Below are 16,205 nucleotides of genomic sequence, written 5' to 3'. Positions count from 1 at the left end.
CGCGGTTAATCAAATAACGCGCAATGCCAGGTGAAAAGCGTCCAATAGTGGTATACTCCGCGCCCTGGATGCAGACGCCAGTCGCGCCTGTACAACTTTTTATGCTTAAAGCCCCGTCGGGCTTGCCAACGAATAGTGTCGCCATGAAGTTTATCATTAAATTGTTCCCGGAAATCACCATCAAAAGCCAATCTGTGCGATTGCGCTTCATTAAAATTTTAACCGGGAACATTCGTAACGTTCTCAAAAACTATGATGAGACGCTTGCCGTCGTTCGTCACTGGGATCATATCGAGGTCCGGGCGAAGGATGAAAACCAGCGTCCGGCTATTCGCGATGCCCTGACCCGTATCCCCGGTATCCACCATATTCTGGAAGTCGAAGACGTTCCTTATACCTCTCTGCACGATATTTTCGAGCAGACGCTGCCGCTGTGGCGTGACGCGCTGGAAGGTAAAACGTTCTGCGTGCGCGTTAAGCGTCGCGGTAAGCATGAGTTTACCTCAATCGAAGTGGAGCGCTACGTCGGCGGCGGTTTGAACCAGCATATTGAAACGGCGCGAGTGAAGCTGACCGACCCTGATGTGACGGTTAACCTCGAGATCGAAAACGATCGCCTGCTGCTGGTTAAAGGGCGCTACGAAGGTATCGGCGGTTTCCCGATCGGCACCCAGGAAGACGTGCTGTCGCTCATTTCCGGCGGTTTCGACTCCGGCGTTTCCAGCTATATGCTGATGCGCCGCGGCTGCCGCGTGCATTACTGCTTCTTTAACCTCGGCGGCGCGGCCCATGAAATCGGCGTGCGTCAGGTCGCGCACTACCTGTGGAACCGCTTCGGCAGCTCACACCGCGTGCGCTTCGTGGCGATTAACTTCGAGCCGGTGGTGGGTGAGATCCTGGAGAAAGTCGACGACGGTCAGATGGGCGTGGTGCTCAAGCGGATGATGGTGCGCGCGGCGTCAAAAGTCGCCGAGCGCTACGGCGTCCAGGCGCTGGTCACCGGCGAGGCGTTAGGCCAGGTTTCCAGCCAGACGCTGACCAACCTGCGCCTGATCGACAACGTCTCGGATACGCTGATTCTGCGTCCGCTGATTTCGCACGATAAAGAGCACATTATTGACCTCGCGCGTGAAATCGGCACTGAAGATTTTGCCCGCACCATGCCGGAATACTGCGGCGTTATCTCGAAGAGCCCCACCGTGAAAGCGGTGAAGGCGAAGATCGAGGCGGAAGAAGAGCACTTCGATTTCAGCATCCTTGAGAAAGTGGTGGCGGAAGCGAGCAACATTGATATCCGCGATATCGCTCAGCAGACCGAGCAGGACGTAGTGGAAGTGGAAACCGTCAGCGGTTTTGGCCCTGACGACGCGATCCTCGATATCCGCTCTATCGACGAGCAGGATGATAAGCCGCTGAAGGTGGAAGGCGTGGACGTGGTTTCTCTACCGTTCTATAAGCTGAGCACCAAATTTGGCGATCTCGACCAGAGTAAAACCTGGCTGCTGTGGTGCGAGCGCGGGGTGATGAGCCGCCTGCAGGCGCTGTATCTGCGCGAGCAGGGCTTTGAAAACGTGAAGGTATATCGCCCCTAGTTCTTCAGGAGCAAGGCGCAATCATGAAAACGGCAACCCTGGGTTGCCGTTTTGCATTTATTCGTAGTAGTTATAAATTCCTGCCGCCATCACCAGCTGTGAAGCGACTTCGTGCGCTTTTTCGCGTCCAACCAGCAGGTCGATCATCTTCAAGGCGAAATCAATTGAGGTTCCCGGCCCCTGGCTGGTGAGCAGCTTAACGCGAGCGTCCCAGACGACGCGCTTATCCTGCCACTGCTCGGCGGGAATGCGTTCTTTCAGCGCCGGAAAGCCGGTCATATTGCCGATGGGGAAAAGGTTGTGCGGCACCAGCACGGTCGGCGCCGCGGCGCAAATCGCCGCAACGATACGCCCGGAAAGATGGAATTGACGTACTGTTTCAACCAGCAGCGGGCTGTCGCGAAAGCACTCCGCACCCTTAATGCCGCCGGGCAGAACAAGGATATCGAAGTCGCCATCGGCCACTTCGACCAGCGGCGCATCGGCCAGCAGCTTAACGCCGCGCGAGCAGACAATGGTCAGGCTGCCATCGCTGGCAACGCTGGCGGTCGTGACCTTTACGCCTCCGCGAACGAGTAAATCAATGGTGGTGACGGCTTCGGTCTCTTCGCTACCAGGGGCGAGGCAAATCAGTGCCGACGCGCTCATATTCATTCTCCTTACGCTTTACCAGTTCAAACAGGCGGGTATTCTCAGGTACGGCGATACCGTGGGCTCGGGCGCGTTTTAACAGATAACCGGTGATATAGTCGATTTCCGTATGGCGCTGGGCGAGAATATCCTGCAGCATGGAGGAGGTATTTTCTGCCGTACTTTCAATAACCTGATGTACATAGAATAACAGGTTTTCCGGCGAGGTATGCATCCCCTCGCGATCCATCACCGCCGCAACTTCATAACAAATTGCGGCGACCTCCTGCGGGTATTCGCGTAAATCGCCGTTCTGACAGTTTTTTAACGCCGTCAGCGGGTTAATCACACAGTTTACCGCCAGCTTGCTCCAGGTCGCGGGGTAGATATTGTTATGCCAGGCGACGTCGGGCAGCACGCTCTGCAGTACATCGGCGAGATAGCTATAATCCTCAGGGTAGACTTTCGCCGGGCCAATATGGCTGGTGCCGTTGGCGACGTGGACGATCACGTTGCCGTCGCGGCGGGCTGCCTGCGTTGTCGAAGCCAGAAGCAGCGGCTGTTTGAGGCTCTTAAGCTCGTCAACGGTACCCATACCGTTGTGCATGAGCAGAACAGGTACTGACGACGGCAGGATGGCGCTCAGGTTTTTTACCGCGTTAGAGACCTGCCAGGCTTTGAGGGTGACCAGCAGCAGGTCGCTGCTGGCGAGAAAATCAGGATCGTTAGCGGTAAACGATTCATTAAACACGCTGCCGTCGGTTTCAATCACATTGACGCTACAGAATGGCTGTGGGACGCGTAACCAGCCCTGGACTTCATGTCCGTGTTTGTACAGCGCAGTTAGCCATAACTGTCCCAGTGCACCGCATCCGAGTACGGTTACTTTCATTATTCCTCCTCACCTGTGAGTGCTGCATCAGGTGCTCATGGCTAAAGTATAGCGTTATCAGTTATCCTTTCGGGATAACAAGTTGAGTTATGTCGCGTTGCGGGTATTATGCAACGCAAAAGAAACTGAAGGAGAGGAAAAGATGCCATCTTTCGATATTGTCTCTGAAGTCGATCTTCAGGAAGTTCGAAACGCCGTAGAGAACGCGACCCGCGAAGTTGAATCGCGTTTTGATTTCCGTAACGTCGAAGCGAGCTTTGAGCTGAACGAAAAAAACGAGACCATCAAGGTCCTCAGCGAGTCTGATTTCCAGATTAACCAGCTGTTGGATATTCTGCGCGCCAAGCTGCTGAAACGCGGAATTGAGGGCAGTTCTATCGAAGTGCCGGACGAGTTCGTGCACAGCGGTAAAACCTGGTTTGTCGATGCGAAGCTGAAGCAGGGCATTGAGAGCGCGACGCAGAAAAAAATCGTCAAGCTGATTAAAGACAGCAAGCTGAAAGTACAGGCGCAGATCCAGGGCGAAGAGATTCGCGTTACCGGTAAATCTCGCGACGACCTGCAGGCGGTTATGGCGCTGGTGCGCGGTGGTGATTTAGGCCAGCCGTTCCAGTTCAAAAACTTCCGCGATTAAAAGAGTCCCGTCTGTCGGCCGGGCACGGCGTTAGCCGCCGCCCGGCAGGACACAAAGCACCGCTCAGAACCGTTTTTGCCTGCCTGTACAAAGGTGCTCGCTTTTATATCCCTTTGATTGCCTGCTCAATTTCAAAGCGGTTAGTAATCTTGCTGTCGATTTTGATATACACCGAACGCTCTTCGCTAATCACCAGCACCTCTTTGACGCCCTCTTTAGCCCGTAAGCGCGCTTCGAGCATTTTGTCCGCGGCGATATCCTCCGGGATCTCGACCCGCAGGCTGCTAACGTACGGCGGCTCGCTCATGGTGCTGGCCACCAGCAGCCACAGCATCGCCAGCAGGGCGCCGAGCAGGAAGACGGTTTGCGAATCAAAAAAGCCATCCACCCAGCCGCCGAGCGCTCCGCCGATGGCCACGCCAAGGAACTGGCTGGTGGAGTAAATGCCCATCGCGGTGCCTTTATATCCGGCCGGTGATTCTTTACTGATTAACGACGGCAGCAGCGCTTCCAGCAGGTTAAACGCGAGGAAAAATAGCTGAACGCCGGCGACCAGCTCCCAGAAATAGCCTCCGGCACCCCAGAGTACGATTTCAGCAATCAGCAGGATGGCGACGCACAGCAGAAAGACGCGCTTCATTTTGCGCTTCACTTCGGCGTAGATAATAAACGGCACCACCGCGACAAATGAGACCAGCATGGTGACCAGATAGATTTTCCAGTGCTCGGCGGCGGGGAAACCGGCGGCCTCAAGCTGGCCCGGCAGAGCGACAAACGTGGACATCAGCATGATATGCAGGCACATAATGCCGAAATTGAGCTTCAGGAGTTTTGGCTCAGCAAGAACTTTGCTGAAGCAGCCTTTCACCATACCGGACTCGCGGTTCAGCACGTGATTCTGGCTGTTCGGCACCACCCATAGCGTCAGCAGGATGCCGAGCGTCGCCAGAACAGCAATCATCCAGAACAGGGCGTGCAGGCCGAGCTGGTGGGTAACGACAGGCCCGAGAACCATGGCGATAGCAAAGGTGACGCCAAAGCTGACGCCGATAAACGCCATGGCTTTAGTGCGGTTTTGCTCGCGGGTTAAATCGGAAAGCAGCGCCATGACCGCGGCGGCAATCGCCCCGGAGCCCTGCAGCGCGCGGCCAAGAATAATGCCCCAGATAGAGTCAGAAAGCGCGGCGATAACGCTGCCGACAACGAAGATTAACAGGCCGCCGACGATCAGCGGCTTACGGCCAATGCGGTCAGAAAGCAGCCCGAAAGGTATCTGGAATAGCGCCTGGGCCAGCCCGTAAATACCAATTGCCAGTCCGATAAGGGCTTCGCTTGCGCCCTGTAACGCCATGCCGTAAGTGGTCAGAACCGGCAGGACCATAAACATGCCGAGCATGCGCAAAGAGAATACGGTCCCCAAACCCCAGGTCGCACGCAGTTCGCCTGGCGTCATTTTATTATCGTTCATTACCACCTCAATATAAAAACTGCGCATAGTGTAGTGGGGGGAAACAGAAGCGTAAATAAATGTTTGTTTAACAGATATTACGACTGTGTTGCATGATGAGGTGAGTACGGTAGAAAGAAAAAACCAGTGGAGGGGCCTCCACTGGTGTTCAGCGGTTATTGGCAGTTAAAGTCAACCCACTGGCCGCCTGCGTCGGCGGATTTGACGCACTGCTCAACCCAGTAAACGCCGTGAAGACCGGCTTCGACGTCCGGATACCAGAAGGTCTCCAGGAACGCCTGGTCCCCGCGATCTATCGCGTCGATGGCGATAGCGTAGCGGCGATAGAGGTTGGCCCACGCCTCGAACAGCCCTTCAGGGTGACCGCCGCCAATGCGGTCGTCCGCCAGCGCCTGCTGGCTGAGATAGGGCATCCCGCGCTCGAGGACGCGGGCCGGTTCGCCCTGTACCTCATAGCTGAGCTGATTTGGACGCTCATCCCACCATTCGATGCTGGCTTTTTCGCCAATGACGCGGACTTTTTGCGAGTGCATCGCGCCGCTGTTGACCGCGCTGGTCCACAGTGAGCCAACGGCGCCGTTGTTATATTCCATCAGCACAAAGGCGTTATCTTCCAGCGGCGCGCGAGATTTGACGAAGCTTTGACGCGCGCACATCAGGCGGGTGATGTTCAGGTTCGGCACCATCGTCTCGGCAATAAATAGCGGATGGGTCGCCAGATCCCCCAGCACATAGCTAGGGCCGGCATATTTGGGCGTTACCCGCCAGCGGGTGGATTCAGCCTGTAGCTCAACGGCTTCATTATGAAAACCGTGGGCGAACTGCATATTAATAATGCGGATCTCGCCGAGCATCCCTTCCGCTATCATCTGTCGCGCCTGCTGGATCATCTGGTGCCCGGCATAGCCGTACGTGACGCCGATAATTTTATTCTGCTTTTTGCTTAGCGCCAGCAGCTCGCGCGCTTCGTCGGCGGTAAAGCACAGCGGTTTTTCGCAAATAACGTGCAGCCCGGCTTCAAGCGCCGCTTTAGTGATAGCGAAGTGAGTATTGTTCGGCGTAGTGACCGATACGGCTTCAATGCCGTCAGGGCGTTTGGCCTCCTCCGCGAACAGCGTTTGGTAATCGGCGTAGCAGCGTTCAGGAGCGATGCCGAGCTGCTCGCCGAATTGACGACCGCGCTCGGCATCGATATCAAGCGCGCCGGCGAGCAGAGTAAAGACGTTGTCGCGAAGCGCCGCACAGCGGTGGCTGTAGCCAATCTGGCTGGTGCCGCCGCCGCCGACCATGCCCCAGCGCAGGGAGCGGGATAAGGGTTTCATGCCGTTTAACATGATGGTGCACTCCTCAATGATAGAGATCCTACGGATTTCAGATGTTCTTCTGTGTACCCGCGCTCGCCGAGCGCGGGCCTGGTTCTAAGGTTTTACATCTCGCCACGGGCTTCGCGTTCTTTCAGGTCATGCATGATCTGCGGGTATTGCTTATCCAGGCGATAAAACAGCAGGGTGATAATGACCACGATCCACAGGAAGAAAGAGCCGTAGAGATAAACGTGGTTAATCATGTCGATAGCGCTTTGCGGCTGAACGCCGGAGCCGCTGCTGGAGCTGACGTAACCCGCCATGCTCAGCAGGCCGGAGATAACCGCGGCGGCAATACCTGCGCCGAGTTTCGTCCCAACGGAACCGGCGGAGAAGATCATCCCTTCCTGTCTGACGCGCGTTTTCCACTGGCCGAATTCGACGGCATCGCCGCAGAATCCGAACAGCACGGCGTTCAGCGGGGCGAAGCCAATACCGCGAATAATCGCGTTTGCCAGCGCCCAGTGGTAATCATCAGAGTTAAACATAAACAGCACCTGGCCGATGGTCGCCAGCACGATGCCGCAGAGGGCAACGTTGCGTTTACCGTATTTGCGGATGGGCACGGAGCTCAGGAAGGTGAAAATAATAATGCAGGCGGTTTCGGCAACGAAAATGGAGCTATAGAAGGTATCGTCGCCGAGCACGTAGCGGCAGTAGTAAGGCAGCGCGATCCCTACCACGGTGTAGTACACGCTTTGCGCGGTCCACAGGATGGCGCTGGCCCAGAAGTACTGGTTACGAAAAAGCGCGGAAAGCTGGGTTTTTACCGGTACGTTTCCCTGTTTTTCTCGCGCTTTGATGACCACCTTCTCTTCGCATTTATAAAAGCAAAACAGCAGCAACAGCAGCGCCAGAAAAGCCCAAATAGACATGGTTTTGATCCACGCGGCCTGATCGTCGCCAAAGTACTTCACCAGCGGCAAAGTGCAGGCAACGGCGAGAATACGACCAAAAGGCGACATCGACATTCGGGTGATGCTAAGCATATCCCTTTCCCATGAGGCGCGGGTCATCATCGCAGAGAGGCTGCCGTAGGGGAGGTTGATGGCGGTATAGCACACGGTGGTGCAGAAGTTATAGGCGACCAGCAGATAGAGAAACTGCAGCGTGCCGGTGGTCTGCGGGACGGTGAACAGTAAAATTGCCGATACGGCGTAGGGTACGCTCATCCACAGCAGCCAGGGGCGTGATTTACCCCAGCGAGAGTTCGTGCGTTCCACCATCAGGCCCATGATGACATCGGAAACGCCGTCAAACAGACGTGAGATCAGCATCACCAGGCCAACGGTGGCGATGCTGATGCCGACATAGTCGGTATAAAACAGGGTTAAAACCGTGCCGATCATGCCGAAAACGACGTTACAGGCGGTATCGCCGCCGCCGTAAGCGATTCGGGTAGCCCAGCTTAGCTTATCGCCGCGTGCTGCCGCGGGAGAGAGAAGAATCTGCTGTTCACTCATGGTCAATTCCTTTGTCTGGAAGGACAAGTCAGGACCTCTGCGCCAGTTCCACCGGCACGACCTTATCCTGAATATCAGCCAGAACATAAGGAAATATTTATTTCATTTCAATGTTTGTTTGGAATTTAATTTCTGTATATGCGAGGCGGATCGAAAAACCGTAAAGATTGAGCCGTAAATTTTTTGGCTACAGCTATCAAGCCATTCTGATTGATAAGGTTATTAAGTGTTTTTCTGAACGATATTTGATTTGTTTATTGTATGGATTTAATGATTTTGCGCTGTGATTTTGTGAAGTGAATCGATACTGCATGGCATTTTTATTTTTCATTGCTCATTTAAATGAAATTAATTTTTCTTTTTTGGCAGGCGTGTTTTTGAAACACGCCTGCCTTAGCGTCAACGTTTAAAAGGTACTTGTGACGGGCGCGGTTGACGCGGTGGCTCTTGTCGTCGGGCCAGCCGCGAAAATACCTTTGGCCGCCAGCCCGGCGACGGTTATCGCGGCGGGAATGCCAAGGATCAGGAAAACGCTTTCGAAGCTGATATTCAGCGCCAGCATCTCCGCCCCGGCAAAGGCGCTCAGGATCGCGCCCATGCGGCCAACGCCGTGCATCCAGCTGGAGCCGGTAGCCCGTGCTTCGGTAGGATAGTAGCGGGCGGAGAGCGCGTTCATGCCGGTATTGGCGCCGTTTAAGCAGGCTCCGCTGATAAACGCCAGCAGGCAGATGAGCGCAAAGCTTGCCGCGGCATAGCCCATCGCCATCGTAAACAGGCCGCCAACCGCGTAAATCAGCCCGAGCGCCCGATGTGGGTTGATCCGGTCCATTAGCCAGCCCGCAAACAGCGAGCCAAGGGTTCCCCCAGCCTGGTACATTGCGGTCATTACCGCCGCCTGGCCGACCGTTAAGCCCACCTCTTTTACCAGCGTCGGTAGCCAGCTGCCGAGGAGGTAAACCAAAAAAAGCCCCATAAAGTAAACCAGCCAGAGCATCATCGAACCGAAGCGATACTGGCGGGAGAGAACGATGCGCATGGCATTTGCCTGGACGGGCTGGGCCGGGAGGCTGAACTCGGCCTCATCGGGGATTTGTCCCGGATAGAGGCGTTGCATAATCCGCCGAATACGTTCGGCAGGCGCGCGCTTAACGACCAGAAAACGCACCGATTCCGGTAACAGCCAGATCAGGACCGGAGCGAACAGCAGCGGGAGGATCCCGCCAAGCAGCATCAGCGAGTGCCAGCCAAACTGCGGGATTAGCCAGGATGCGGAGAAACCGCCCGCCGCCGCGCCAAAGGTGAAGCCGCAAAAAATAATCGTAATCAGGAACGAGCGCTGGCGCTCCGGCGCATACTCTGACACCAGGGTGCCGATATTCGGCATGGCGGCGCCTAATCCCAGCCCGGTCAGGAAGCGGAAAACCATCATCTGCTCAATATTTTGTGAAAGGGCGGTGGCGATGGTCCAGAAGCCGAAGAAGAAGACGCTATTAATGATAATTTTTTTCCGTCCCAGCCAGTCGGCGAGCGGCCCGGAGAAAATGGCCCCCAGCGCCAGGCCTATCAGCGCGGCGCTGATGACAAAACCGAGTTGGTGATTGCTTACTCCCCATTCCTGCTTCAGCGTCGGGGCGATAAATCCCATGATGGCGATATCAAAGCCGTCCAGCGCGATAACGCAGAAGCCTAAAAACACCACCAGCTTCTGAAAGCGGCTTAGCGGATTGGCGTTGATTAACTCCCTGACGTCCAGGCGTTGAGTCTGTGTCATGGGACTCTCCTTATGCGCAAGGGCGCAGGTAGGACTGCGCGGCGTTAAACAGCAGCTGAGCGCGAGCGAGCGGCGGCAGCGCACCCCGATCGCCGCTTAGCGGGACCTCGATGGATACCGGCAGCGTGGCCGGAAGCGCCGCCATCAGACCGTGCAGGTCGAGTCCGCCTTCGCCGGGGACCTGGCGCGCGGCGCGGGCCTGGTAAATCAGCTCCTGCTCGTCAGCGGGTGGTTGCGGTGAGGCATCGCAAAGCTGCATATAGTTGAGGCAATTTTGCGGTAGCGCCGCGATCGTGGACAGGGATTCGCCGGCCCGCCAGAAGTGAATAGCGTCAATCAAAATACCGATATCGCTGCGGCCGCTGGCGGTGATGAGCGCCCGGGCTTCGGCAATGGTGCGCAGGTGGGTCCAGGGCATGGGCTCCAGGTTCATGGTTAATCCATGCTCCTGGCCGGCTTCGGCAAGCCGGGCGAGATTTCCCGCGCTGCGCGCGCGGTTATCATCGTTTCCTGCCACTAAAACCTGCTTTGCGCCAAGGCGCGCGGCGGTAGTAAGAAAAAGCTGCAAACGAGCGTCCACTGAAAAATCGGGCGTCAGGCGGACGATCTCAACGTCCGAAACGCGAACGCCGGTTTCCATCAGCGCCGCCAGGGTATCGCGTACGGCGGCGGTGTCGCCGAGCATGTCGTAATCCGGATCTGACGGGGTTGCGGGAAGCAGGCGCAGACCAACGTGGGTGAATCCGGCCTGGGCCGCAATGCGTACCTGTTCCGGCGGCGGAACGTCGAGGAGGGTAAGCGCGGCGAGTGAGAGGGTTCGCATGTTCATAAAGGACTCCAGTACAGTTGCAGGTGATTGTTGTTATGCGTATTGCCGTCCCTGGTGGAATGCTTTTACTGCGTTGTTTTATTGAGATTTTCTGCCAGGTTTTTTCCGACCAGATAGCCAAAAGTCATGGCCGGACCCAGCGTGATACCGCCGCTGGGATAGAATCCCCGCATCACGCTCGACATATCGTTGCCGATGGCGAAAAGCCCCTGGATCGGCTGCCGCTGCGCGTTGAGAACACGGGCATTTTCATCGGTGATTAGTCCACTGAAGGAACCCAGCGAGCCGGGCAATATACGTACCGCATAAAAAGGCCCATGGCTGAGTTTCCCGAGCGTGGGGTGGGGCGAGCGGCTGGCGTCACCCTGCGCGCGGTTATAGGCCGAGGCGCCGCGCTGAAAATCCTTATCCTCTCCCTGGTCTACAAAGCCGTTAAACCGGGCGATCGTTTCCGTTAGCTGCTGCGGATTGATGGCGCATGTTTTCGCCAGCGCTTCCGGCGTCTCACCGACGTACAGATAGCCGGTCCGTCGCCAGGCCTCGGGGGTAAACGGGAAGGGGCGAGCATGGCCCAATCCGTAGCGCCGCAGCGCACGGCCGTCGGCAATTAGCCACGCCTGCGGCGTTTCGCCCGGCGGCGTCGCGTCCAGCAGCGCGGCAATAAAATCATGATAAGAGTCGGCTTCATTGGTGAAGCGTTTACCGTTGGGCAACACGGCAATAAAGCCGGGCTTGGCGCGCTCAACCAGATGCGGGAACGGCAACTGCAGTCCGCTGGCGAGGGTAACGCGCGACACCGGCGCCCAGGCCATGGCGTGCCTGAGTGAGGTATCAAACTGGCCGCCGACCGCTTCGCCGAGCCGAATGCCATCCCCCTGATTGCCCGGGGGCGCGGCGGAGAAGTGGCCGTAGCCGCTGGCGGCGTGCGGCACATTTTCGGCCAGACGCTGCCTATCGTGAGGAAAGCCTCCGCAGGCGAGGATCACCGCGCCGGCGCGAACCTTCAGCGCGCCGCCGTCGCTGCGTAATATCGCGCCTGCAACGCCGTTGTTGTCGGCAAGCAGACGTTCTACCGGCGCGTTAAGCTGAAAATTAACCCCCGCATCCAGCGCCGAACGCAGCAGGCGGGCGACCAGCGCGTTGCCGTTAACCAGATGCTGTCCGCGACCGGCGCGTAGCCGCTGCCAGCCGTGACGCAGCAGGCGGCGGGTCGCATACAGCGCCGAGCCCGGTGAGCGGGTCGCGTTGAAAAAGTGCGCCATGTCCGTGCCGCCGGCAATGCCCATACCCGCAAGGCTGATGGTCTCCAGCGGAGGCCGCAGGCGATGCAGCCAGTCGCCCAGCAGCCGTCCGTCAAAAGGCTGCGCCGTGACCGAGCGGCCGCCCAGCGCAGCGCCCGGTGAAGCGTGAAAATCGGGCATTTTGCTGCCGGAAAGAAACTGCACGGCGGTACGGCGGCGGAAAAAGTCGATCATCTCCGGTCCGTACTGTAAGAAGGCAAGCAGACGCGCATCGGCAGGCTCACCGTCCATTTCATGGCGTAAATAAGCGAGCGGCGCGCCCGGCTCTTCTTCAATCCCTTCTTCACGAGCCAGCGGGTTACGCGGGATCCACAGCCAGCCGCCGGACCAGGCGCTGGTGCCGCCAATGACCGACTCTTTCTCCGCAACCAGTACGCTGGCGCCGCCGAGCGCGGCGGTGACGGCGGCAGAGAGCCCCGCCGCGCCGGAGCCGACGACCAGAACATCCACGTTCATCTGCCCGCTCATGACCCTCTCCTTATTGCAGTGGTGAAAAATCAGTGGGGCGCAGAAGCACCGACTCCAGACGCTCGACGGCGGCCAGCTCGCGGTTTTTGCGCGAGAACGTCAGCCAGCGTTCGTCCTGCGCCATGCGCGCCCGACGCGCCAGGCGATCGTCCAGACTTTCATAGGCCCAGATATGCACCACCTGATTGACCACGCCAATTTCGGTAAAAAAGAAGCCGATGAGCTTACCGAGGTGCTCGGTTTGCACGGCGTAAGCATCGCTTTTGTACAGCGCCAGCCAGTCGGCCATTTTCAGCGGATTGATGGTGTAGGTGCGTTTTTCATAGATCATGATTTTCTCCTGTTTATAGTGCGTGTTGTTGCGCCATATGGCTGGCTGAGAGATAGCCGAAGGTGAGCGCCGGGCCGAGCGTAATACCTGGGCCGGGGTAGGTTCCGGCCATCATCGAATCCATATCATTACCCACGGCATAGAGGCCTTTAATCGGTTCACCGTGCTGGTTAATGACCTGAGCATCGGCGGTAGTGACCAGGCCGCGCGAGGTACCGAGATCGCCGGTATAGAGGGTGACGGCATAAAACGGCGCGCGGGTCAGCGGAGCGTTACAGGCGTTTGGCCGGTGGCCGGGGTCGCCCATCGCGCGGTTATAGCTGTTGCCGCCTTTGGTGAACGCCGGGTCGAGGCCCTGAGCGGCGTCGCGGTTGTAGCGAGCCACCGTGTCAGCGAGCGTCTGCGGATCCAGGCCGAGCCGCTGCGCCAGTTCAGGCAGCGTATCGGCCTTATGCAGATAGCCCGCTTTCACCAGCGCGTCATTATTGACCGGGGCAGGGCGCGCCAGGCCGAGGCCGTAGCGCTTCATGGCCAGGGCGTCGCAAATCAGAAAGCAGGGCGCATTTTCTGCCCGGCTTTGCATGGCGCTGGCGAAGTGGTGATAAGAGTTAGATTCGTTCACGAAGCGCACCGCGCGCTGGTTGACGGCAATCACTCCAGGTTTGGCGCGATCGGTGACCAGATGAGGGAAGCGCTCTTGCGTGCCGTCGGGATGCTGTAAAACCGAGACCGGCGCCCAGAAAAAGTTAGACGGCAGGTCAGCCCCTTCCCGGGCATTGACCGCGGCGGCAAGGCGCAGCGCGGCGCCGTCGTTGGCGGCGGGGGACATGGTGTAGTGCTCGCGGGTCTGGGGGCGATAGCGTTCAGCCAGCCTGCCTGCGGCAAAACCACCCGCCGCCAGTACCACCCCGCAGCGGGCTTCAAGGGCCTGCTTTTGTCCCTCGTGCTCAATTTCTACGCCGGTCACCTCGCCATTGCGTTCGCTCAGCGAAAGCACGTTGACGTTGAGCCTGAGCTGCATACCTTTGCGAAAGGCGAGCGTCGCCATGCGGGCGATCAGCGCGTTGCCCATCGCCAGGCGGGTACCGCGAGGGTACCGCAGGCGATCGCGACCGAAGCGCAGCAGCAGTCTGCTGCAGTGCGCGAACGAGCGCGGGGAGCGGCGCATATCGAGAAAGTGCTGGATATCAACCCGGTTAACCATCATCCCGCCAAACAGCAGCATTCCCGGTGGGGGAGAACGGAGGTCGCGAAAATGCGCACCCAGTTCCCGTCCGTCAAACTCCACCACCTCGAGCGCCCGCCCGACATCGACGGCGCCGGGCTCATCCGGGTAATAATCCGGAGAGAGCGGGCGCAGGCTATATTTCACCGCGCCCTCTTTTTCAAGAAATGCCAGCGCCTCGCGCCCTGAAGCGATAAAGGCATCCACCAGATCCTGACGATAATGAGGCTCACCGATAATCGTCCGCAGATAGGTTTCGATGGCCTGCGGGCTGCCGCCCACGGCCATTTTCCGCGCCTGATCGCTATCGTGGATCCACACCGCGCCGCCGGAAATGGCGGAGGTGCCGCCAAACTGCGGGGCTTTTTCCAGCATCAGCACCGACAGTCCCTTACAGCTGGCGGTCACCGCCGCGGCAAAACCTGCGGCGCCGCTGCCGATAACGATGACATCCCAGCTTTTCATGCCGCCGCTCCTTGTTCCTGCGCGATGGCGCCGATGAATTGCCCCATCAGTTTCATCTGCGCCAGCGCCATCTCCGGCCCGGTCTGGATCGCGCAGCCGCGATCCCGGGCGAAGGCGAGGAGCGGGGTGATGATCGGGGCGGTCACCACGTCGGCGACATGCGTGGATAGCGGAAGGGTTTCCAGCAGCGTCTGCGGCAGCGGCAACGGCTCGAAACCGGCCATTCCCGCCGGGGAACCATTCACCAGCAAATCCAGGCCGGCAAGCGTAGCGGGCAGGTCGACGAGATGAACGTGCGGAAAATGGGTGGCCAGCCGGTTATGCAGCAGCTGAAGGGTGGCGGGATTCTGATCATAAAGGGCCAGCTGGCGGATACCCGCTTCGCAAAGCCCCCACGCGATAGCGCTGCCCACACCGCCGCAGCCGGAGAGCAGCCCCTTTTTACCGGCGGCGCTAAAGCCGTGCGCCTCTGCGGCAAGCTGAAAACCGACGCCGTCTAGCATATCACCCTGTAAACGGCCATCGGCCAGCTTACGGATGACGTTAATGGCATTGAGGTGCTGAGCTCGCGGGGTTAACTCGTCGACCAGGGCGGCGGCCCGCTGTTTGTGCGGAACGGTGACCAGGACGCCGCTCATGTTGTGCCAGCCGCGCAGGGCCTGCAGAAAGTCAGCAACGGCTTCGGGGGCGATATCAACCGGGATCATCACGCTGTCCAACTGCTGGTCAGCAAAGAAGCGGTTGAAATTCTCCGGCGACTTAACCTGGGTAATCGGGTGGCCGATGACGGCGACGACCTGAGTGAATCCACTGACCATTTCAAACCTCATCTTGTTAAATGAATGTTGTGAAAGTATTTCAGCGGAAGCTGAGAGCGACAACGCAGAATTCGGCCATACTGGTTGTTAATCGCACTACCACTGCGATAATCGCGCTAAACTGATTGTATTGTTGCGAAAGTGTGAACAAGTATGCAAAACCAGATTCATACCCGCGATCTGATCGTCGGCCTGCAAAAAGGGCTGGCGCTGATCCAGCTATTTTCAAAAGAGTTCCCCCGGCTCACCGTGCCGCAGGCGGCGAAAATGAGCGGCCTGACGCAAAGCGCCGCGCGGCGCTTTTTCCTTACCCTGCTGCACGAGCGCTATCTGCAAACCGACGGACGTCATTACTGGCTAACGCCTAAAGCGTTAAGGTTGGGGCAGGCGTATGTCGATTCGGCGCAGTTCCCACGCATGGTACGACCGATCGTGGAGTACATCGCCAGTCGGACGGAAGAGCACGCTTCGGTCGGCGTGATAGATGATGACGAGCTGGTGTATATCGCCCGCAGTAAACACACGCCGTTTAACTCGACTTCAGTGCGTCTGGGGGAGAGAGTGCCGATTTACTGTACCGCCGGAGGGCGACTATGGCTGGCTTCCTTAGCGGAAACCGAGTGTGAAACCGTTTTGCAGCGGATCCGCCGCGAGCAGCGTACGCCCTATACGGTGACGGACGTGGCGGCGTTAATGGAAAAGATCGCTCAGGTTCGTCGCCAGGGATACGCCGCGATTGAGCAGGAGTTTGAAATTGGCATGCTGGTCCTGGCCGTGCCGCTGTCAGATCGGGAAGGGCTCTACTGGGGAGCGCTGAGTTTAACCAGCCATCAGTCAAGAACCTCGATTGAGGCACTATGCCGCGATCATCTGGATTTGCTCTATAGCGCTCAGGCGATGCTGGTGGGTTAAAACCAAAGGCGCAGACGATTCACTCATCCTCGTGCCGAGAGA

The 16,205-nt window shown here is 58.0% G+C and carries 14 protein-coding genes; 3 read left to right on the top strand and 11 right to left on the bottom strand.

Annotated elements, in window-relative coordinates:
• The first annotated feature begins 143 nt into the window (after positions 1 to 143).
• Positions 144 to 1,592: a tRNA uracil 4-sulfurtransferase ThiI gene (thiI, locus tag ABLU87_RS28490; RefSeq protein ID WP_014228166.1), complete on the top strand. Its 1,449-nt coding sequence runs from the start codon at positions 144 to 146 to the stop codon at positions 1,590 to 1,592.
• Positions 1,593 to 1,649: 57 nt separating this feature from the next.
• Here thiI and yajL read toward each other — a convergent pair whose 3' ends face one another.
• Together yajL and panE are read right to left on the bottom strand one after the other, a co-directional pair.
• A complete protein-coding gene (gene yajL / locus ABLU87_RS28485; protein WP_004848222.1) occupies positions 1,650 to 2,240 on the bottom strand; it encodes a protein deglycase YajL in 591 nt (196 codons plus the stop codon).
• The gene (gene panE, locus ABLU87_RS28480; protein ID WP_032719658.1) at positions 2,203 to 3,114 is read right to left on the bottom strand and encodes a 2-dehydropantoate 2-reductase; all 912 of its coding nucleotides are present in this window, start codon (positions 3,112 to 3,114) and stop codon (positions 2,203 to 2,205) included. The genes yajL and panE overlap by 38 nt, the downstream gene beginning before the upstream one ends.
• Before the next feature lie 142 nt (positions 3,115 to 3,256).
• On the opposite strand from panE, the gene ABLU87_RS28475 reads away from it, so the two are divergent.
• Complete coding sequence (locus ABLU87_RS28475) at positions 3,257 to 3,748, top strand: YajQ family cyclic di-GMP-binding protein (RefSeq protein WP_004129715.1); 492 nt, start codon at positions 3,257 to 3,259, stop codon at positions 3,746 to 3,748.
• Positions 3,749 to 3,851: 103 nt separating this feature from the next.
• On the opposite strand, the gene ABLU87_RS28470 is transcribed toward ABLU87_RS28475, so the two are convergent.
• From ABLU87_RS28470 to ABLU87_RS28430, 9 genes are all read right to left on the bottom strand, one after another.
• Positions 3,852 to 5,216, bottom strand: a complete 1,365-nt coding sequence (locus ABLU87_RS28470; protein ID WP_004848226.1) for an MFS transporter — start codon at positions 5,214 to 5,216, stop codon at positions 3,852 to 3,854.
• Between the two features lie 155 nt (positions 5,217 to 5,371).
• Positions 5,372 to 6,550: a Gfo/Idh/MocA family oxidoreductase gene (locus tag ABLU87_RS28465; RefSeq protein ID WP_122117570.1), complete on the bottom strand. Its 1,179-nt coding sequence runs from the start codon at positions 6,548 to 6,550 to the stop codon at positions 5,372 to 5,374.
• A gap of 92 nt (positions 6,551 to 6,642) precedes the next feature.
• Entirely contained in the window at positions 6,643 to 8,043 is a 1,401-nt protein-coding gene (locus ABLU87_RS28460; RefSeq protein WP_004129763.1) for an MFS transporter, read from the bottom strand.
• 406 nt (positions 8,044 to 8,449) lie between these two features.
• Complete coding sequence (locus tag ABLU87_RS28455; protein WP_122117571.1) at positions 8,450 to 9,814, bottom strand: aromatic acid/H+ symport family MFS transporter; 1,365 nt, start codon at positions 9,812 to 9,814, stop codon at positions 8,450 to 8,452.
• A gap of 10 nt (positions 9,815 to 9,824) precedes the next feature.
• On the bottom strand, positions 9,825 to 10,643 hold the full coding sequence (locus ABLU87_RS28450) for a TIM barrel protein (protein WP_057173899.1): 819 nt from the start codon (positions 10,641 to 10,643) through the stop codon (positions 9,825 to 9,827).
• A 65-nt stretch (positions 10,644 to 10,708) separates the two neighbouring features.
• The gene (locus ABLU87_RS28445) at positions 10,709 to 12,412 is read right to left on the bottom strand and encodes an FAD-dependent oxidoreductase (protein WP_032748245.1); all 1,704 of its coding nucleotides are present in this window, start codon (positions 12,410 to 12,412) and stop codon (positions 10,709 to 10,711) included.
• 10 nt (positions 12,413 to 12,422) lie between these two features.
• Positions 12,423 to 12,743 (bottom strand): NIPSNAP family protein, encoded by a 321-nt coding sequence (locus ABLU87_RS28440; protein WP_004133454.1) that lies wholly within the window; start codon positions 12,741 to 12,743, stop codon positions 12,423 to 12,425.
• Between the two features lie 13 nt (positions 12,744 to 12,756).
• Positions 12,757 to 14,433, bottom strand: coding sequence for an FAD-dependent oxidoreductase (locus tag ABLU87_RS28435; RefSeq protein ID WP_025107172.1), 1,677 nt, complete (start codon positions 14,431 to 14,433; stop codon positions 12,757 to 12,759).
• Entirely contained in the window at positions 14,430 to 15,251 is an 822-nt protein-coding gene (locus tag ABLU87_RS28430; protein WP_032748247.1) for a hypothetical protein, read from the bottom strand. Before ABLU87_RS28430 ends, ABLU87_RS28435 begins: the two co-directional genes overlap by 4 nt.
• Before the next feature lie 153 nt (positions 15,252 to 15,404).
• Between ABLU87_RS28430 and ABLU87_RS28425 the strand changes: the two genes are divergently transcribed.
• A complete protein-coding gene (locus ABLU87_RS28425) occupies positions 15,405 to 16,163 on the top strand; it encodes an IclR family transcriptional regulator C-terminal domain-containing protein (protein ID WP_032748248.1) in 759 nt (252 codons plus the stop codon).
• Positions 16,164 to 16,205: the final 42 nt, after the last annotated feature.

The sequence above is a fragment of the Klebsiella sp. CB_Kp196 genome (assembly GCF_040061575.1).
Classification (GTDB): domain Bacteria; phylum Pseudomonadota; class Gammaproteobacteria; order Enterobacterales; family Enterobacteriaceae; genus Klebsiella; species Klebsiella michiganensis.
This window is presented reverse-complemented; position numbering and strand designations above follow the sequence as displayed.